19 protein-coding genes are annotated in these 18,692 nt (G+C 27.7%); 6 read left to right on the top strand and 13 right to left on the bottom strand.

Annotated elements, in window-relative coordinates:
- Positions 1 to 134 precede the first annotated feature (134 nt).
- The 4 genes from AACT_RS13700 (at position 135) to prfB (ending at position 3,529) form a co-directional block, all read left to right on the top strand.
- Complete coding sequence (locus AACT_RS13700; protein WP_172127793.1) at positions 135 to 1,262, top strand: major outer membrane protein; 1,128 nt, start codon at positions 135 to 137, stop codon at positions 1,260 to 1,262.
- Between the two features lie 127 nt (positions 1,263 to 1,389).
- Positions 1,390 to 1,641 carry a type II toxin-antitoxin system Phd/YefM family antitoxin gene (locus tag AACT_RS13705; RefSeq protein ID WP_172127795.1) on the top strand — a complete coding sequence of 84 codons (252 nt, stop codon included), beginning with the start codon at positions 1,390 to 1,392 and terminating at the stop codon, positions 1,639 to 1,641.
- Positions 1,638 to 1,898: a Txe/YoeB family addiction module toxin gene (locus tag AACT_RS13710; protein WP_172127797.1), complete on the top strand. Its 261-nt coding sequence runs from the start codon at positions 1,638 to 1,640 to the stop codon at positions 1,896 to 1,898. Before AACT_RS13705 ends, AACT_RS13710 begins: the two co-directional genes overlap by 4 nt.
- 536 nt (positions 1,899 to 2,434) lie before the next feature.
- Positions 2,435 to 3,529, top strand: a complete 1,095-nt coding sequence (prfB, locus tag AACT_RS13715; protein WP_172127799.1) for a peptide chain release factor 2 — start codon at positions 2,435 to 2,437, stop codon at positions 3,527 to 3,529.
- A 26-nt stretch (positions 3,530 to 3,555) separates the two neighbouring features.
- On the opposite strand, the gene AACT_RS13720 is transcribed toward prfB, so the two are convergent.
- From AACT_RS13720 to AACT_RS13775, 12 genes are all read right to left on the bottom strand, one after another.
- On the bottom strand, positions 3,556 to 5,925 hold the full coding sequence (locus AACT_RS13720; protein ID WP_172127801.1) for a PD-(D/E)XK nuclease family protein: 2,370 nt from the start codon (positions 5,923 to 5,925) through the stop codon (positions 3,556 to 3,558).
- Positions 5,915 to 6,472 carry a hypothetical protein gene (locus tag AACT_RS13725; RefSeq protein WP_172127803.1) on the bottom strand — a complete coding sequence of 186 codons (558 nt, stop codon included), beginning with the start codon at positions 6,470 to 6,472 and terminating at the stop codon, positions 5,915 to 5,917. The genes AACT_RS13720 and AACT_RS13725 overlap by 11 nt, the downstream gene beginning before the upstream one ends.
- Positions 6,473 to 6,476: 4 nt before the next feature.
- Entirely contained in the window at positions 6,477 to 7,106 is a 630-nt protein-coding gene (locus AACT_RS13730) for a hypothetical protein (RefSeq protein ID WP_172127805.1), read from the bottom strand.
- A 104-nt stretch (positions 7,107 to 7,210) separates the two neighbouring features.
- Complete coding sequence (locus AACT_RS13735; protein ID WP_228720591.1) at positions 7,211 to 7,456, bottom strand: DUF4006 family protein; 246 nt, start codon at positions 7,454 to 7,456, stop codon at positions 7,211 to 7,213.
- Positions 7,457 to 7,475: 19 nt separating this feature from the next.
- On the bottom strand, positions 7,476 to 8,366 hold the full coding sequence (locus AACT_RS13740; protein ID WP_172127809.1) for a c-type cytochrome: 891 nt from the start codon (positions 8,364 to 8,366) through the stop codon (positions 7,476 to 7,478).
- Position 8,367: 1 nt separating this feature from the next.
- Positions 8,368 to 8,592 carry a CcoQ/FixQ family Cbb3-type cytochrome c oxidase assembly chaperone gene (locus AACT_RS13745; protein ID WP_172127811.1) on the bottom strand — a complete coding sequence of 75 codons (225 nt, stop codon included), beginning with the start codon at positions 8,590 to 8,592 and terminating at the stop codon, positions 8,368 to 8,370.
- A gap of 9 nt (positions 8,593 to 8,601) precedes the next feature.
- Positions 8,602 to 9,285, bottom strand: a complete 684-nt coding sequence (gene ccoO, locus AACT_RS13750) for a cytochrome-c oxidase, cbb3-type subunit II (protein WP_172127813.1) — start codon at positions 9,283 to 9,285, stop codon at positions 8,602 to 8,604.
- A gap of 14 nt (positions 9,286 to 9,299) precedes the next feature.
- Entirely contained in the window at positions 9,300 to 10,766 is a 1,467-nt protein-coding gene (gene ccoN, locus AACT_RS13755; RefSeq protein WP_172127815.1) for a cytochrome-c oxidase, cbb3-type subunit I, read from the bottom strand.
- Between the two features lie 163 nt (positions 10,767 to 10,929).
- Positions 10,930 to 11,406, bottom strand: coding sequence for an SsrA-binding protein SmpB (smpB, locus tag AACT_RS13760; RefSeq protein ID WP_172127817.1), 477 nt, complete (start codon positions 11,404 to 11,406; stop codon positions 10,930 to 10,932).
- Positions 11,396 to 12,160: a 4-(cytidine 5'-diphospho)-2-C-methyl-D-erythritol kinase gene (locus tag AACT_RS13765; RefSeq protein ID WP_172128711.1), complete on the bottom strand. Its 765-nt coding sequence runs from the start codon at positions 12,158 to 12,160 to the stop codon at positions 11,396 to 11,398. The genes smpB and AACT_RS13765 overlap by 11 nt, the downstream gene beginning before the upstream one ends.
- 2 nt (positions 12,161 to 12,162) lie before the next feature.
- Complete coding sequence (truB, locus tag AACT_RS13770) at positions 12,163 to 13,017, bottom strand: tRNA pseudouridine(55) synthase TruB (protein ID WP_172127819.1); 855 nt, start codon at positions 13,015 to 13,017, stop codon at positions 12,163 to 12,165.
- A gap of 12 nt (positions 13,018 to 13,029) precedes the next feature.
- Entirely contained in the window at positions 13,030 to 15,084 is a 2,055-nt protein-coding gene (locus AACT_RS13775; protein WP_172127821.1) for an ATP-dependent helicase, read from the bottom strand.
- 116 nt (positions 15,085 to 15,200) lie between these two features.
- Between AACT_RS13775 and AACT_RS13780 the strand changes: the two genes are divergently transcribed.
- The gene (locus AACT_RS13780; RefSeq protein WP_172127823.1) at positions 15,201 to 16,097 is read left to right on the top strand and encodes a LysR family transcriptional regulator; all 897 of its coding nucleotides are present in this window, start codon (positions 15,201 to 15,203) and stop codon (positions 16,095 to 16,097) included.
- Between the two features lie 72 nt (positions 16,098 to 16,169).
- Complete coding sequence (locus AACT_RS13785) at positions 16,170 to 17,693, top strand: bifunctional GNAT family N-acetyltransferase/carbon-nitrogen hydrolase family protein (RefSeq protein ID WP_172127825.1); 1,524 nt, start codon at positions 16,170 to 16,172, stop codon at positions 17,691 to 17,693.
- 35 nt (positions 17,694 to 17,728) lie between these two features.
- Here AACT_RS13785 and mnmL read toward each other — a convergent pair whose 3' ends face one another.
- Positions 17,729 to 18,691, bottom strand: a complete 963-nt coding sequence (mnmL, locus tag AACT_RS13790) for a tRNA modification radical SAM protein MnmL/YtqA (RefSeq protein ID WP_172127827.1) — start codon at positions 18,689 to 18,691, stop codon at positions 17,729 to 17,731.
- Position 18,692: the final 1 nt, after the last annotated feature.

The following is an 18,692-nucleotide window of genomic DNA, read 5'->3' on the forward strand; positions in this document are numbered from 1 at the left end:
TAAAAAATAAAAGGAATGAATACTTTTTACTCATTAATTAATGAAGTATTAACTAATAATTAACGATTTATAAGTAACTTATAAGTAACATTCAGATAATTTTATAGAATAAATATTACAAAAGGATTACAAATATGAAAATAACAAAATTAAGTTTAGCTACGATTATTGCAATCGGAAGTTTTTCTGCTGCAAATGCACAAAATTTAGAAGACGCTATTAAAAATGTAGATATCTCAGGAACAGCAGCATACAGATATAATGACTATGAGACAAGTACAGGATCAAATAACTATAAAGTTGCTACAAATTTAAAATCTGGAATCAATGACGATTTAGCTTTTAATTCAAGAATAATTATTGGAAATGCAACTAATCCTGCATCTTTAGATACAGGTGAAGCTGATTCTGAAGCAGAATTTGGATTATCAGAAGCAAACTTCGCGTATAGTGGTGTACAAAACACAACTATAACTGCAGGTAAACAAGGAATTGCAACTCCATTTACTATTGATAGAGATGCAATGGGTAACGAGCAAACAGGAACAGGACTTGTAGCAACTTCAAACCTTGGAATGGTTTCTTTAACTGGTGGATTCTTCAATCAAACAAATTTAAGCAGTACTGATGGTGAAGCTCCAATAACATCTGGAACAATAGATGGTGGAGAAGATGTATACTTTGCAACTGCAAACCTTACAGTTGAAAATGTTACTTTAGACTCAACTTATATTAACTTATTAGACACTTTAGATGGTTTTACAGTTGGAGCAAAAGCTAAATTTGATGTTGCAGGTATTCAAATGAATCCATATGCAAGATATTCATCAATTAACTTTGATAACTATGCAAAAGACAATACTTTATGGAAAATTGGTACAGATGCACAAATGGGAATCTTTGGAGCATACGTAGCATACGGTCAAACAAATGAAGAAGGTGGAGAAACTGGTCTTGACTATAGTTCAGATACAGGAATGGATGACCACTGGAGAGTAACATTAACAGGTGTAGCTGATGCTTCAGTTGTTTATGCTTCTGTAAATACTCAAGTTACTGATGCAGTAAATGTATCAATTAATTATTCAGATATGAATGTAGGAAGTGCTAATACAGCAGGTGATGTAGATCAAAATGAAATTTATGGTCAAGTAAGTTACCAAATGTCTAAAAACTTTAAAACATTTGCAAGACTTGGTCAATACGATCAAGATGGAGATACTTCAAACATGGGTAGACTTCACGCACAATACTCTTTCTAATCTGAAAGTTTAAACTACAAAACAAAAAAGGCTTAGAGTTAAACTCTAAGCCTTTTTTTTAATTGACTTACTTTATAAATTCTGATAAAATCTTTAAAATGACAATATATTGACAAAAGGATTTAAAATGCAAGCAGTTTTTTACTCACAAGCAAGAAATAATCTAAGAGAAATTATAAATAAAGTATGTGATGATTTTGATGAATATATTATTACTACAAAAGATGAGAAATCTGTAGTTTTGATTTCATATGAAGAGTATAGTTCAATGAAAGAAACAATATATCTTTTATCTTCAAAAAATAATAGAGATAGATTAAATGATGCCGTAGAACAAATAGAAAACTCAAAATTTCTTAAAAAAGAAATTGATTTATGATTATTGGATTTGCAGATGAAGCATGGGAAGATTATCAATATTGGTCTTTAAATGATAAAAATATATTCAAAAGAATAAATTTATTAATCAAAGATATAAAAAGAAATCCCTTCGATGCTAATGGACTTGGAAAACCAGAAAGACTAAAAGAAAATTTTCAAGGATACTTTTCAAGAAGAATAACATCAGAACACAGACTAGTATATAAAATAATCGATGATTTGATAATCATAGCTCAATGTAGATATCATTATTAATCCAAAATAAAATACAAGACTTTGATTTTTTTTAATGTATCAATTAACTATTCTGACTTAAACGCTGGTTCAATATCAAAGGACAAGAATCAAGATAGAGATACTTCAAACATGGGTAGACTTCATATGCAATACTCTTTCTAATCTGAAAGTTTAAACTACAAAATATAAAAGTGTTGGAGATTTTCTTCAACACTTTTTTTATTTTTAAAATTATTGACATGAAAAAAATATTTAGATATAATTTTTTTACGAATGACATTTACTTCTTTTGTAGGAGTGATTACCTACAAATAAGTATCGAGGGAAAAGGTTTATACCTTTTCCCTTTTTTTTTGGGCAGAGAGGGCGGGAGTGCTTATTTAAAGGAGTAAGTAAATGTCATATCGTATAGCAATACTACTTTTAATATTTCTTATTTTTGCAATAAGAGCATATTAATAAAAGGGGGAACTAATCACTCCCCTGGTATTGCTTCCTAACCAACTTTTATACAAACTTAAAGTATAATTCTTTTTTTTAAAGGATTACGATAAATGGATGCATACGAATATTCAGAGCTATTAAAACTTCTAAATACTAAACTTAAAAACATAAAAGGTATTTTAAAACCTGATGAATTAAATAAAAGATTAGATGAAATAAAAGAAGAAGAAGCTCAACAAGATTTTTGGAACAATGTAGAAAATGCTACGAAAATCGGTATTGAAAAAAATAGAATCTTAGGAAAATTAAATAAATTTAATAAAGCAAATGATTCACTAAAAGGTACAAATGAGCTTTATGAGATGGCAAGCGATGAAAAAGATGAAGATACTTTTGAAATGCTTTACGAAGAAGCTCCTGAGCTAGAAAAACTTATAAAATCAACTGAAATATCTGTAATGCTAAGTAATCCAGATGATGCATCAAATGCTATTGTGTCTATTCATCCAGGAGCTGGAGGAACAGAATCTCAAGATTGGGCTTCAATGCTTTATAGAATGTATTTAAGATGGGCTGAAAGAAATGATTTCAAAATCGAATTACTAGATTATCAAAATGGTGAAGAAGCTGGTATCAAAGATGTTTCTTTTATAATCAAAGGTGAAAATGCCTATGGTTATATGAAAGCTGAAAATGGTATTCATAGGTTAGTTAGAATCTCTCCATTTGATTCAAATGCAAAAAGACACACATCATTTTCATCTGTAATGGTAAGTCCTGAAGTTGATGATAATATTGATATTGTAATCGAAGATAAAGATATAAGAATAGATACATATAGAGCAAGTGGGGCTGGTGGTCAACATGTTAATAAAACAGAATCAGCTATTAGAATCACACATATTGCTACAAATATCGTAGTTCAATGCCAAAATGATAGATCACAACATAAAAATAAAGCAAGTGCTATGAAAATGCTTAAATCAAGACTATATGAGCTAGAACTAGAAAAACAACAAGCTTCTAAAGATGGTGTTGAAAAGAGTGATAATGGATGGGGACATCAAATTAGATCATACGTTCTTCAGCCATATCAACAAGTAAAAGATAGTAGAAGCAATATTGGTTACTCAAATGTTGATGCTATTTTAGATGGTGATATTACAAAAATAATAGAAGACGTATTAATAGCAACTGCAAAATAACTTAAAATATATATAGAGAATAAATCTTATTCTCTATTACAAATGATAATATAAGGGCAGTAAGTACAGTTATTTTTATCTTCACATTTAGAAAAATAGATTTCATTTTTTGAGATTTCTTTTAGTTCATTAAACTTTTCGCACAACAATTCAAGTTTTTTATCAAGTGCAATTTCATTTATTAATTGTGTGTTGCTTAAATCATAATAATAAGCTTCTATTTTGTCTGTTTTGTACATTTCACTCATGGCAAGATAATAAAACTCTAATTGAAAATCATCGGTTTTTTCATAGTTTTTTAAAGTATCAACACTCAAAGTTGAAGATGTTTTGTAATCAATAACTTCATAACTGTCTTCAAAAGAATCAATCCTATCAATTACACCTTTGATTTTTATTCCTTCAAATTCGCATGAAAATGATTTTTCTAAGGCTATAATTTTTCTATGTTTAAGTCTTTGTTTATCAAGTAAATAAAACTCATATAACTTTTTCTTCCAAATTTCTAAATCCAAAATCAAGAATGGATTTGTACTTTTGTATTTATTAAATAAAGATTCAATTTTTTCAAAACTTAATTCAGTACTATTTTCATCTAAAGTGTAGAAATCTTCTAAAATAGAGTGAATAATATCACCTAACTCATAAGCCTTAGGTTTGAGCGATATGCTGTGTTCTTTGAGTTTTAATATATACTGTAGATAAAACTTTCTTTTGCACTGTAAATAGGTTTTAAATGACGTTGCTGACCATGTAAACATCGATAAATCTATTTTTGCTATTATCTCTTCTTCAATATGTTTTATTTTATGATTATCATAAAGTATATGCTTATATGCATTGTCATTTGTATCTGTTTTTATATACTTATCAAAAAGTTCATTTGCAAATCTTGATATTTGATTTGTATCAGAGTTCACATAAGTTACAAAAACATTTTTTGAAGAATCAATTAATCTTTTATAATAGTATTTTTGTAATGATTCCCTATCAAATTGAGTTGGAAGATTTGATAGTTGTTTTAGTTTTGTTGATAAAAACTTATCTTTTACAGAAATTTTTGGAATAAATGATTCATTAAAATCACAAATAATAACAGTATCAAACTCAACTGCTCTAGTTTCCAAAAGTCCAAGAACTGTAATTTTTCCTGAATTTACATCATCAAGGGTAAGTTTTACTAATTTTTGCAAAAATATTTTATATACATCTTTTAATAAAATTACATTATCATTTGAAAAAACTATGATATTTAGTTTATAAAGAAGTTCTTCATACTTTTCTAGTAACTCTACACTACTCTCTTTTGATTTTATAAACTCAGAAATAAACTCAAAACTCTCTTTTGTAGCTCTTTTATTCCAAATTGGTTTTATATTTTTATCAATAAAGTTTTTATCTAATTTCAAGAAATCAAGATTTGAAATATGTTTAATATCATCTTCACTTAAATATGAATATATAGCATAAGCAACTTGATAAAGATTTGTATTTTTGATAGTTTTACCCATAGCATAGTTAAAATACTTTTCTGTATCAAATAACTGTATGTATGAAGCAAAAGTTTCATCAGGTAATACAAGTGCTATTCTTGAAGGATTTACACCTTTTTGAACTGATTTTACTATTGAGTCTTTTATATATGCGATTTGATTTAATCTTGAAGAGAAACCTTTGATTTCTAAAGATTGAAGATTCTTTTTATTTTTTTCTTCTTGTAAAACTAGTTTATTTGTTAAATCAATTTTATAGTTAAAATCTATTTTCAAATCTATATTCATATTTTTGAAAACTTCTAATGATCTTTGGTTATATGTATTTGAATAGAAATTAATTTTTACATTGATAAATTTTGATATTTTTTCTACTATTTCAAATTCTACTTTTGTAAAATATCCTTCAAAATGTAACTCTATCTCTTCAAATTTCTTTAAAAAATTTTCATTTATTTTATAGTGATTATCTAAGTTTATTCTATCTACATAAGAATTTTTTTCTAATATATTTATATAGTTAGTTTTTATAGTTTCAAGAATTTGTAAGTGCTCTAAATAAAAATCATAAGTATCTACATTTTGAATATCTTTGATTTCTACTTTTTCACTTGCTAGTTCTAAAAAGAATCTATATATATAATCGCTTTGTTTTAAAAATTTTGTAAAATTATCTGAAATTCCAAGTTTTTGGATGTTTGTATTTTTTATTGCTTCACTTAAAAAAAGAACTCTTTGTTCTTCTTCACAATATTTCATATTATTAAGATTGATTGATTTTTTAAAAAGTTCATCAATAGTGAGGGTAAAAGGCAAAAGAGTATTAGAACTCTTTTGCGTTGAAATAAAATTTCTAATTGACCTTGATGTAGGAAAAACTAAAAGTTTTTTTTTAAATAGCATTTGTTTTAATATAAAGATATCCAGTTATTCCATCAACAACAAAACTTCCTGTAATAATCCAGTTATTTGACTCTTTAATTTCAAAGTCAGCAATGTAAGTTTTGTCATTTTCAACAAAATCACCATTACTTAATAACTTGTCACTATCATTTGAAATAGTTTTGCTAAGAATCAAATCAATTTTAACATCTTTTTTTTCATTTGTAATTTTATCACTAACAGTAAGTTTTAAACTATTTTTTCCAACTTTTAATGAATCTTTATTTACAGAGAATTTTTCAATTACTCTTTGTGAATATCTAATATCTTCAGTTGTCAATGCAAATTGTTTATCATTGATAAAAAAATCAAAATTATATTTTGATCTAAATAATACATTTGAATCCATCATTTCATTATAATGCTCTTCAACATCTTGATATTTTTTCATAAAACTATTATCTTCTATTACAGGTACAGAAACTGCACTTTTAATAGTCCAAATAATCATACCAATGGTAAAAGTAAAAATTCCAATAAACAATAAAGGCCAATAATTTCTTTTCATATTTTTATTTTCTTTTTCTTAAAATTGCGTAAGTATATGCTAATAATCCTAAAACAATCAATGTATACATAAGAACTCGCCATATAGTACTAGATACTTTTCCAGCATTTCCTATACTTGACTCTAGTTTAATTTGATTTGCTTCTGCAATAGTATCAGCAATAGCAGCATATCCATTTAATGTAGCAGCACTAACTTTTGCAAATAAAGTATTTTTATCTTGTGATGCTAATAAAGGAACTATATATCCGTCTAAAATATCATTTTTATCAAGAATATCTTTAAAGTCATCAGAAAAAAGTAGATTAACATGTGTTTCTTCAACTGCAATAGTTAATAAAACATATGGTTCTTCTAGTGTTGATATTATTTGATTTTCACTATTTTTAATGAAATCAATTTTATCTTTTGTTTTAACATTTTCGCCTAAACCTAAATTAGATTTTGCATACACATATATATTAACACCTAATTTAGACTTAACTTCAGCACCAATTTCGTTGATTTTAATAGCGGCTCTATCATCTATTAATTTATCATCATTTAAGATAAATTGTTGAGCGCTTAAATTTGAGCATAAAAAAAGCAGAAGTGAAAAAATCACTCCCACTTTCAAAAAATTAATTTTTTTCATATTAACCTATGAATATCTTAGCCGAATTAAAGAAGCTAAAATACAATGTCACAATTGCAGATACTACAAGTAATATACCAATAATTTTATCCATTTTAGTCTCCTTATTTAACTAGAATATAATTTTTATTTTGTTCTTCTGAAGATTTTTGTTCTTTATCAGAAAAAACACTTCCAGAAGTTAAACCATTTAAATCTTGATTGATTTTATAAAAATTAGTTGATTCATCTTGTTGTACTTTTATACCAAATACAGTTAATACAACTAATATAGTTAAAAGCAAAACTGTTGCAATTAACATACCAGTAATACCATTTAATTTAAAGATTCCTCTTTCATTTTCGTTCATTTGCGTATTTCCAGCCATGTTACTCTCCTAAACTTCTTAAATATGCACCTAGTGCTTTTTGTTGAGTTTCATTTAGTCTTCCATCAAAACTTGGCATGATACCAATATTTGATTTTTTACCATCTTTTAGAACAGCAGTAACTAATGCATCGTCATAAGCTCTAATATTTGGTGCAACATATTCTATACCGTTTCCATCAACGCCATGACATCCAGCACAAACCGCATACATTGCAGGTTGTTCACCTTTGAATCCACCTGCCACATAAGCAGCAACTGCTTCAATATCTGCATCTTCTGTTAACATCATTGGAGGCATTCCAGCTGGATATGCAGTTGCTAAACTATTAGAACCATTTTTAATAACATGCACAACTTGTTCTTTTGAAATTCTTTTTGTTAAATTTTGAGCTTTACCATCAATACCTTCAGCATCAACTCCATGACAAGGTGCACATTGAACTAAAAATGTTGACTGCCCCATTGCTTTTAAAGTTTCTTCAGATGGATTTTCCCATTTTTTCTCAAATTTAGCATTATAATCTAATGTCTCTTCATTCCATTGACCAATTTGTGAAAAACTATTAATTGGATAACCAATAGCCATGTACCAAAACATCCAAATAATAGTTCCAATAAATGCTATTGCCCAACCTGTTGGAAGTGGATTTCTATATTCACCAATACCGTCCCATTTTTCTTCAGCTAAATCACCACTCGCAGTGTCATTTTTCATTTGATTAACGTATTTAAGTGCAGTAAATACAGTAATTGTAATAATAGCTGCAGCACCTAACATTGTTAAACTGTTAATATAATCATCCCCGTTAAAAGCATCACCTGCTACAAAGTAAGTTCCTGCTAATAAAGCGATGATAAGAATTATTCCACCTATAATCATAGACTTCATCTTATTTCTCCTTATTATCTATATCTTTATCATTTTTTCTTTCTTCAAGAGGAGAAGAAACACTTGAATCATCATGAACAAGGTTAGAATATTTTTCATAATCTCTTTCACCTGTTTTATCCCTTTTATACATAGAATAAGCATATGAGTAAAATAATACAAAAACAACTAAAATCAAAAAGAATTTAGCATAACCTTGAACTGTTAAAAGTGTTTCATAATCCATAGACAACCTCTATTTTAAAGAATTTAAATATGCAATTAATGCAACTATTTCAGGAATTTGACCATTTGCAACAGCATCTTTTATCGCCTGATTTTTCATATCAGCAGCAATTAACTTAGCATCTTCTTTTGCTTTTGCAACTGCAGCTTCATATTCACCAAGTTCAACATCAACAACACCATCACCATCTAAATCTTGATCATATGGAGTTGCGAATACTGTTTTAACTGTATAAGCTTCTGCATATGCAGTATCTAAATCAGCAATATTAGTAAACTGATGTTTGTATGCTGGCATAATACTTCCAGGAACAACTGCAGCTGGTTCCATCATATGATTTTCATGCCAATCAGTAGTTCTATAGTTACCAACTCTCATTAAATCTGGACCAGTTCTTTTTGATCCCCATAAGAATGGTCTATCATAAGCATACTCACCTGATAAAGAATACATACCGTATCTATCAGTTTCAGCTTTAAAAGGTCTAATTAACTGTGAGTGACAAGCGTTACAAGAATCTTTAATATAAACTTGTCTACCAGCTAACTCTAAAACACTGTATGGTTTTGTACCAACAGTTGGTCTTGATTGTTTTGCAAAATCTGGAATAGTTTCAATAATACCCGCAAATGCAACAAATAAAAATACTAGTACCGCAAAGAAAAACGGTCTTTGTTCAAACCAATGAAACATAATTTCTCCTTTTCTTATGCAGCTACTGGTGTAGCATTAACAGGTTCTTTATCAAGTACTCTTCCACATCTAATAGTTTTATAAATATTATATGCGAACATAAAGAATCCGATTAGGTATAGTAACCCACCAACAGCTCTGATTGTATAATATGGATGTAATACAGTAACTGTATCAATGAATGAGTAAACTAATGAACCATATTCATCGTAAGCTCTCCACATCATACCTTGTGTAATTCCAGCAATCCACATAGAAGTAAAGTATAAAACGATACCTGTAGTTTGTAACCAGAATTGTGTATCCATTAATGATTTAGAGTAAATTTCTCTTTTGTACATTCTTGGAACCATATGGAATAATGATGCCATAATCATAAATACAACCCATCCTAAAACACCATCATGTACGTGTCCTGGAATCCAGTCAGTAAAGTGTGCAATAGCATTTACAGATTTAATAGCTTGAATTGGACCTTCAATAGTTGATAACATATAGAAAGTTGAAGCTAATACCATAAATTTAATTAGTGTATTTGATTGTAATTGTTGCCACTCACCCTTCATTGTTAAAAGCATATTAATAGCTGATCCCCATGATGGTAAAATTAAAACAACAGACATTACAGAACCCATAGTTTGCATCCAGTCAGGAACAGTTGAATATAATAAGTGGTGTCCACCAGCCCATAAATATACAAACATTAATCCCCAGAACGCTAAGATAGAAAGTTTATAAGAATAAACATTTTGTCCAGATTCTTTTGGTAAAAAGTAATAAATTAAAGCAATAATTGGAGTTGTGAAAACGAATGCAACAGCATTGTGTCCATACCACCATTGTACTAATGCATCATTTGTACCTGAATACATTGATACAGAGTGAAGCCATGAACCATAACCTGAAACTAAAGCTGTTGGAACTTCCATATTATTAAATAAATATAACATTGCAATTGCAATAAAAGTAGCAATGAAATACCATAAAGAAATATATAAAGTTCTTTCTCTTCTAATTCCGATTAATCCAAAAATTGAAATACCCCATAAAACCCACCATAAAACAACTAAAATGTCTAATGGCCACTCTAATTCTGCATACTCTTTTGAAGTTGTGTAACCCATGAAAAGTGTAACAACAGCTAAAAGAATTGTGATAAAATATAACACAAAGTGTAATTTTGCGATAGCCATTAAAAAAGGTGACTCTTTTAATGAAACTTTTAATACCCTTTGTCCAATATAATACCAAGCAGCAAAAACACCACTTAAAGTAAAACCAAAAGCAACACCGTTAGTGTGTAAAGGTCTTAATCTACTGAAAGTACCATATTCTCCAGCTAAATAATTTAACTGTGGAAACGCCAATTGCAACGCAAGTACAACACCAATAGTCATACCTATGATACCAAACAGAATTGTTGCAAATGTAAACGCTTTTGCAACTGAGTAATCGTACTCAATTTGTGCACCGTTTTGCATCAATCTCCTCCTACTAATTTTATATACAAGTCACAAAAATGTCACTCATTGAAGTAATCATAGCTAAGAGAAACTTAAAAGATACAAAAAAATTAACAGAAAATTAACAATAAAAACTAATTTTAATTATAATTTTTACTTATAAATTAAGACATTTTTTATCTTATTTATAATTCTTTAAAACTTGTTGTGTTTCCCTTAACATGGTTTTTTTCTTAAGGTCTTCACGTTTATCGTGTAATTTTTTACCCTCAGCTGTTGCTATTTGAACTTTGATCATATTTTTGTCATTGAAATATAACTTTAACGCAACTAAAGCAATACCATCTTTTGCCACTTTGGTGTACATTTTATCTATTTGCTTAGAGTGTAAAAGTAATTTTCTATCTTTTCTTTCATCAGGTCTATATGTAGTATGAGTTGTACTTAAATGTGAAATATGCATATTTAATAAAAATACTTCACCTTTAATAATTCGTACAAATGAGTCTTTTAAATTAACTCTTCCATCTCTTATAGCTTTTACTTCACTACCTTCAAGCACAATTCCAGCTTCTATTGTTTCTAAAATAGTAAAATCATGAAATGCTTTTCTGTTTTTAAAAACTAAATTTTTTTTTGTATCTTTATTATTTGCCATTGTTAACCTTAAAAAATGAACTTCCACTTCCACTAAAATACCAATCTTTCTTACTATAATCTTCTAAATCAGAATATAAACTAAGAGCTGGTTCGTATAAATCATTTGCTTTTTTAATATCAAATTCTTTTAATATATCTAAAGATTTCATATTTAATAATTTATTTGATTCTTCTTTAGAAATTTGCTTGTAAAACTTCTCTCTAAATATTTTAAATATTTCACCTGTATTACATTTTATTTTTGGTGTAATTGTATCTATATTTAATATCTCTTCATCAAATTTTTTTACTATTTCTCCAATTCCAGTCACATTTGCACTATCATACTCATAAACAAAAAATGGAACATCTGCACCTATTTTAACAGCAATTTCACATAATTCGTCTTTTGATAAATTTAAATTACAATATTTGTTTGCCATTATTAAAAAAGTAGCTGCATTTGAACTTCCACCACCAAGTCCTGCAAATTCTGGAATATTTTTTTCTATTTTTATACTATGATTTTCAAAAAAATCTTTTACATTTTCATAATCTTCTATTAATTTGTATGCTTTATATACAGTATTTGATTCCATTTTGCAACCAAAATCACCTATAATGTTAATACCTCTCCTACTAGTTTTAATAAAAGATACAATGTCGTATAAATTATGAACTCGTACAAACCTAGATACGAGTTCATGATAATTATCTCTTTTATCAGATATTTTCAAAAAGATATTTACTTTTGCATAAGATTTTTCACACATTTCTAACATAGCTTATTTACCTTATTTAATAAATATGATACTTCACCATCTTTTATCTCTAGAATTGAAAAAAAGTTTTCTAATATAATTAAATATTTTCCATCATCTTTTTCTTCTAAATAATCAATAGATATTTTTCTTCCTGTATTTATCCATTCATATGTACCTGAATATTTATTTATAGGTAAATCAATATATTCTAAAGGATCTAAGTCTTTCTCATTATCAAAAAAGAATTTCCCTTCATTTAATCTTTCTAAATAAGATAAAGTACCTACTCTTTTAAGTTTTTCAAGTAAGATTTGAGCATATGAACGAATGTATGAGCCTTCACTAACTGTTACATCTATGGTTATAAAAGGGTGTCTATATGAAATAAATTTTGTTTCATATACATGCATTGTAGATTCTTTTAAAACAACTTCTTCACCATTTCGGGCCATATCATAAGCTCTTTTACCATCTATTTTTTTTGCAGAAAATTTTGGTGGAGTATATAAGATATCTCCTTTTAGTAAATCAAGCTCTTTTTTTATTAGATTGATATCTACTTTATCAACCATTTCTATACTTGTTACTTGCTCAATATCTAAAGACTCAGATTGAGTCCCAAGCCAAACTACAGCTCTATATGTTTTTGGAGTTTTTGCTAAATACTTAAAAAGTTTTGAGTATTGACCAAAAGCTACAATCAAACATCCTTTTGCAAAAGGGTCTAAAGTTCCGCTAAATCCTGCTTTTTTATTTTTATATTTTTTTTTAATTCTTGTCAAATAAAAATTAGAACTCATAAAAATTGGTTTATTAACCACTATCAACTTATTTATTGATTCTTTGTCATAAAATCTTTTTTGCAATATTATTTCCAGTTATGCTTTTTGAACAAATGAAGATAAAATATCTCTGTGAGTTCCGCCAAAATTGATTGATAATTTATAGTCTTTACCTGCATTTGTGGCTTTTAGAACTCTACCCATTCCAAAAATTTTATGCTGTACTAAATCACCTTTTTTAAAGCCTGATTGTTTTTCAATAGTTAAACAACCTTTTATTAATCCACTTTCACTCAAAAATCTACTTTTTGTCAGACTTGCTCTTTTACCTTTGTAAAATCTTGAATGAACAAATGATAAAGTTAGGTTATCCATGGCTCTTGTAATTGCCACATATCCTAATCTTCTTTCTTCTTCTAAATCACTACCATCACCTGTAATTGGGAAAAAGCCTTCTTCAAAACCTATAATAAATAGTTTTTTAAACTCTAATCCTTTTGATGCATGAATACTCATCATAGAAACTGATTCACCATAATAATCATCATTTTCACTATCTAAGGCAATTTCATTTAAAAAATCTTTTAAATCTAAGTGTGGATTTTGAATAAAATAATCTCTAAGATATCCATAAAACTCATCAATATTAGCTTGTCTTTCAAAACCATCAGGTAAGTTATCATATGATGCTCTATAATCAAATGTTTCTTCAAAACTATCTAAGAATTTCATTTTTGATTCACTAAGTAATTCTTTTAAGTCTAAAATAGAAGCTTCAAATACTTTTAAAGTTCTTGAATTCTTTTTACCAACTATTGAAGTAATTTCACTTGAATCCAAATTTTGAATTAGATCAAAAATTGATCTTTCACTTTCAACTGACTTAGCTTCAAGCTTATCAATAGTTGTTTTTCCAATTCCACGTTTTGGTTTATTAATAATTCTTTTAATTGAGAAATTATCATTTGAGTTTGTTAATATTCTAAAATAAGCAATTAAATCTTTAATTTCAGCCCTTTCATAAAACTTCATACCACCAACAAGTTTATAATGAAGTCCTGCTTTATTAAATCCTTCTTCAAGTGATCTTGAAAGTGCATTTACTCTAAATAATATTGCTATATCTTTAGGGCTGATTCCTTGATCTATTAATTGTTTTATATCTTCTACAATTTTTCTTGTTTCTTCATTTTCATCATGTGATTCATAAACTTTTATTGAATCACCTTTCATTCTTGTTCCAACTAATTTCTTACCTAATCTATCTCGATTATGTTCTATTAATTGGTTTGCATGATTTAAAATAGTATCTGTTGATCTATAGTTTTCTTCAAGTTTTACCACAATCGTATTTTCAAAATGCTCAGAAAAATTTAAAATATTCTTAATAGTAGCACCACGCCAACCATAAATAGATTGATCGTCATCACCAACAACACAAAGGTTATTATGACTTGTACATAAAAGTCTTAAAAGTCTATATTGTAGTTCATTTGTATCTTGATACTCATCTACCATTATGTATTGATATTTCTGACTTATTTCTTGGGCTAGTTTAGCATTGTTTTTTAATATTTTGTAAGGAAGAAGAAGCAAGTCATCAAAATCTACAAGATTGTTTTTTTCTAAATAAGCTTCATATTTTTCATATACCTCTGCTATTTGTTGATAAAGTTTTAGTTGAGCTGCTTTTACAGCTTCACTTGGAGTCAATAGTGTATTTTTATATTTTGATATTTCAGATACTAAAAGTGCTGTTGTAATATCTTTATCAATTGATTTTATAATTCTTTTTTTATCATCTGTATCTATTATAATGAAGTTGTTTTTTCTATTTAATTCTGACATATGAAATTTTAAAAACAATAAACCAAATTTATGAAAGGTACATAATAAAGGTGGAGTATTTATCATTGAGGGATCAATCATATTAAATGCCCGTTCTCTCATTTGAGTTGCTGCTTTATTTGTAAAAGTAAGAGTCAAAATTGATCGAGGATCAATACCAATTGATATTAAATATGCAAGTCTTGTAGTAATCGTTTTTGTTTTACCAGAGCCTGCACCTGCTAGAATTAATAGCGGTCCATCTATATGCTGGGCTGCTAATTTTTGTGATTCGTTTAATGATGATAATAAATTTTCAGACATATTTTCTCCAATATTAAATTATTATATCATATATTATATAAATTCATTATTGCTCTTAATTATTTTATATATAAATAAATGTTATGATAATCATAATTTATTTTACGGAGGTTATAATGCTTACAGATTTTGCAAAACTAGAAACTTTTCTTACAGTAGTAAGGGAGAAATCTTTTTCAAAAGCTTCAGCAAAACTTGGCATTTCGCAACCAGCAGTTACACAACAAATGAAATTTATTGAAGATTATTTAGATGTTCAAATCGTTGATAGAAAGAAAAATGGTATAAGACTAACTAAAGAAGGTCAAATGCTTCATGCTATTGCTTTAAAAATTGAAAAGTGTGTGGGAAATGCTGAAAAAGAGTTATTGAAAATCATGAATAAAAATGTTACTTTTGTATTTGGTGCATCATTTATTATAGGAAATTACATATTACCTAGATTTTTAAATAATTTAAAAGAGAATATTCACAATGATGTTTCAATAAATGTATCAGTTTCTCACGAAGCAATCGATGATTTATTAGATAAAAAGATTGATATAGCATTAGTTGAAAATTATGTTGCAAATGACGATATAGTTTATAGAGAATGGATGGAAGATGAAATTGTAATTTTTTCTAACCAAAAATTACCAGCTCGTGCAAAAGCAGAAAATTTATTATCATATAAATGGGTATGTAGAAACCCTGAATCAAATACTAGACTTATTTTTAAAGAGAATCTTGAAAAAGCTAATTTCCCTGATTGTGATACATTTAATGTAACAAGTGAAGTTACAAGTGCTACAACTATTGTTCAAACAGTTTTACACTCAGATAAAAACACAACACCTACAGTATCTATTGTTTCAAGAAATGCTATTGAATCACTTTTAAAAGCAGGCGCTCTTTATGAATCAAGAATCAATAATCAAAAAATGACTAGAAAACTATATATAGCTTACAGAAAAGATAGAAAACATGATGCATTTGTTGAAAATGTAGTTGATTATCTTTTAAAAATGAAATAATTATTAGGTAAAATCCTAATAATTATTTATAAATAAATCTTTCTTCTTACAAATCTTTCAAAAAGGAAAAAAATGGACACAATAGATAAAATTGAACTTATGTATCTTCAAATCGAAGACCATAAAAATATCGTTGATTTAATGAACGATGAATATAAACATTTAGATGATTCTTCTTGGACCTATGAAGAGTTTTCTATTTTATTAGAAAAATTCCCAAAAGGTCAAGTTGGAATTAAAATCAATGGAGAATTAGCAGGTTTTGCATTAAGCATTGTTGTCGATTATAATAAATTTGATGATTCTCATACATATAAAGAAATTACTGGAAATTATACATTTAGTACCCATGATGATAATGGTGATAGTCTTTATGGTGTTGATGTTTTTGTTAGTAAAAAATATAGAGGACTAAGACTTGGAAGAAGACTTTATGAATTTAGACAAGAACTTTGTGAAGAGTTAAATTTAAAGGGTATTATTTTTGGAGGAAGACTTCCAAATTATAAAAAATATTCTGAAACTTTAACTCCAAAAGAGTATATTTCAAAAGTAAGAGATAGAGAAATTTACGATCCTGTATTAAACTTTCAACTTTCAAATGACTTTTATGTAAAAAGAGTTTTAAAGAATTATCTTGAAGGTGATGTAGAAAGTTGTGAATATGCTTCTTTATTAGCATGGGATAACATTTATTACACTAAACCTTCTAAAAAACCAATGTCTGAAAAAACTGTTATTAGATTAGGATTAATTCAATGGCAAGTAAGACCATATAAAAATATTGAAGAAGTATTAGAACAAGCAGAATACTTTGTAGATGCAGTATCAAACTATAGAAGTGATTTTGCCCTATTCCCTGAATTCTTTAATGCTCCATTAATGGCTGCGTTTAATCATCTTGGAGAAGCAGAGGCTATCAGAGAATTAGCTAAATTTACACCAAAATTTAAAGAAGAATTCTCTAGACTTGCTATTGCTTACAATATCAATATTATTACAGGTAGTATGCCAGAACTTGTTGATGGTCATTTATATAATGTTGGTTTTGTATGTAAAAGAGATGGTTCAGTTGAAAAATATGAAAAAATGCATGTAACTCCAGATGAGAAAAAAGTTTGGGGATTAACAGGTTCTAATAATATTAAAACTATTGATACAGATTGTGGAAAAATCGGTGTACTTATTTGTTATGATAGTGAATTCCCAGAATTAGGAAGAATCTTAGCTAAAGAAGGAATGAATATTCTTTTTGTTCCATTTTTAACAGATACTCAAAATGGTTATTCAAGAGTAAAAATTTGTGCACAAGCTAGAGCTATTGAAAATGAGTGTTATGTTGCAATTGCAGGTTGTGTTGGAAATCTTCCTCAAGTTGAGAATATGGATATTCAATACGCTCAATCAGCTGTATTTACACCATGTGATTTTGCATTCCCACCAAATGGAATAAAAGCTGAGTCTACTCCAAATACTGAAATGATTTTAGTAGCTGATGTTGATTTAGAATCATTAAAAGAATTACATAATGTTGGAAGTGTTACAAATCTAAAAGATAGAAGAACTGATATTTACGAAGTAGAATTAAAAAAATAAAAACTAGAGTCTAACTCTAGTTTTTAACTCAAGAACTAATAATTAAATCCCTCTTTTTCCAAAGCTAATCTAATATTTTTCATTTGTGTATGTTTATCTCTACACCAATCAGGTGATAATAATGTACTATCATTAATTCCTGCTGTTATTCTTTGAATAGAAATATTTTCAGGTAAGTTTTTAATTGATTTAACAACTGTATCTATATATAGTTCTTCACTTATAGGTGTAAATCTACCCTTTTTAAACTCATTTGTTAAAAGTGTATTTTTTACAACATACAAAGGATGAAATTTAATAGAATCTACTTTTAATTCAACTGTTTGTCTAAATGTTTCAAGCATCATTTCTTGAGTCTCTTTTGGTAAGCCATAAATCAAATGACCGCAAACATTTAAACCTTTTTCTTTACTTCTTTTAATCCAGTATCTCATATTATCAGCTGTGTCTCCACGATTGATATTCACAAGAGTCTCATCATAAAAAGATTGTATTCCAAACTCTATCCAAATTTCTTTGTCTTTTGACAAATCAACTAAATAATCAAGTATTTCATCTGTAACACAATCAGTTCTTGTTCCAATACTAAGGCCAATTACATTTTCAAAACTAAGTGCTTTTTCATACAAAGCTTTTAATGTGGCAATTGGTGCATAAGTATTGGTAAAAGATTGAAAATATACTATAAATTTTTTAGTTCCAAACTTATTTTGTAATCTTTGTTTAGTTGCATTAAATTGCATTTCTAATTGTTTTAATTGATTATCTAAATAGGGATTCTCATTTATTCTAGGATTTAATTTAAACTTAGTTTTCTTTTCTTGCAAATTAGGACTAAATGAGTCATTTTCACAAAATGAACATCCACCTTTTGCTACTGTTCCATCAATATTTGGACATGTAAATCCTGATATTGAAATTGGAACCTTGTAAATTTTTTCACCAAACTTATTTTTTAAATATCGACCAATTGTTAATACATCTTTTAATTCATTCATT

It is taken from the genome of Arcobacter acticola (genome assembly GCF_013177675.1).
Lineage (GTDB): Bacteria > Campylobacterota > Campylobacteria > Campylobacterales > Arcobacteraceae > Aliarcobacter > Aliarcobacter acticola.

Bases quoted from the DNA above. Each gene is read 5' to 3' on its own strand.
- AACT_RS13700 (WP_172127793.1), top strand. From the start codon at position 135: ATGAAAATAACAAAATTAAGTTTAGCTACGATTATTGCAATCGGAAGT.
- AACT_RS13740 (WP_172127809.1), bottom strand. From the start codon at position 8,366: ATGAAGTCTATGATTATAGGTGGAATAATTCTTATCATCGCTTTATTA.
- mnmL (WP_172127827.1), bottom strand. From the start codon at position 18,691: ATGAATGAATTAAAAGATGTATTAACAATTGGTCGATATTTAAAAAAT.
- AACT_RS13775 (WP_172127821.1), bottom strand. From the start codon at position 15,084: ATGTCTGAAAATTTATTATCATCATTAAACGAATCACAAAAATTAGCA.
- ccoN (WP_172127815.1), bottom strand. From the start codon at position 10,766: ATGCAAAACGGTGCACAAATTGAGTACGATTACTCAGTTGCAAAAGCG.
- AACT_RS13705 (WP_172127795.1), top strand. From the start codon at position 1,390: ATGCAAGCAGTTTTTTACTCACAAGCAAGAAATAATCTAAGAGAAATT.
- smpB (WP_172127817.1), bottom strand. From the start codon at position 11,406: ATGGCAAATAATAAAGATACAAAAAAAAATTTAGTTTTTAAAAACAGA.
- AACT_RS13720 (WP_172127801.1), bottom strand. From the start codon at position 5,925: ATGCTATTTAAAAAAAAACTTTTAGTTTTTCCTACATCAAGGTCAATT.
- AACT_RS13735 (WP_228720591.1), bottom strand. From the start codon at position 7,456: ATGAACGAAAATGAAAGAGGAATCTTTAAATTAAATGGTATTACTGGT.
- AACT_RS13765 (WP_172128711.1), bottom strand. From the start codon at position 12,160: ATGTGTGAAAAATCTTATGCAAAAGTAAATATCTTTTTGAAAATATCT.
- AACT_RS13745 (WP_172127811.1), bottom strand. From the start codon at position 8,592: ATGGATTATGAAACACTTTTAACAGTTCAAGGTTATGCTAAATTCTTT.
- prfB (WP_172127799.1), top strand. From the start codon at position 2,435: ATGGATGCATACGAATATTCAGAGCTATTAAAACTTCTAAATACTAAA.
- AACT_RS13780 (WP_172127823.1), top strand. From the start codon at position 15,201: ATGCTTACAGATTTTGCAAAACTAGAAACTTTTCTTACAGTAGTAAGG.
- ccoO (WP_172127813.1), bottom strand. From the start codon at position 9,285: ATGTTTCATTGGTTTGAACAAAGACCGTTTTTCTTTGCGGTACTAGTA.
- AACT_RS13730 (WP_172127805.1), bottom strand. From the start codon at position 7,106: ATGAAAAAAATTAATTTTTTGAAAGTGGGAGTGATTTTTTCACTTCTG.
- AACT_RS13785 (WP_172127825.1), top strand. From the start codon at position 16,170: ATGGACACAATAGATAAAATTGAACTTATGTATCTTCAAATCGAAGAC.
- AACT_RS13710 (WP_172127797.1), top strand. From the start codon at position 1,638: ATGATTATTGGATTTGCAGATGAAGCATGGGAAGATTATCAATATTGG.
- AACT_RS13725 (WP_172127803.1), bottom strand. From the start codon at position 6,472: ATGAAAAGAAATTATTGGCCTTTATTGTTTATTGGAATTTTTACTTTT.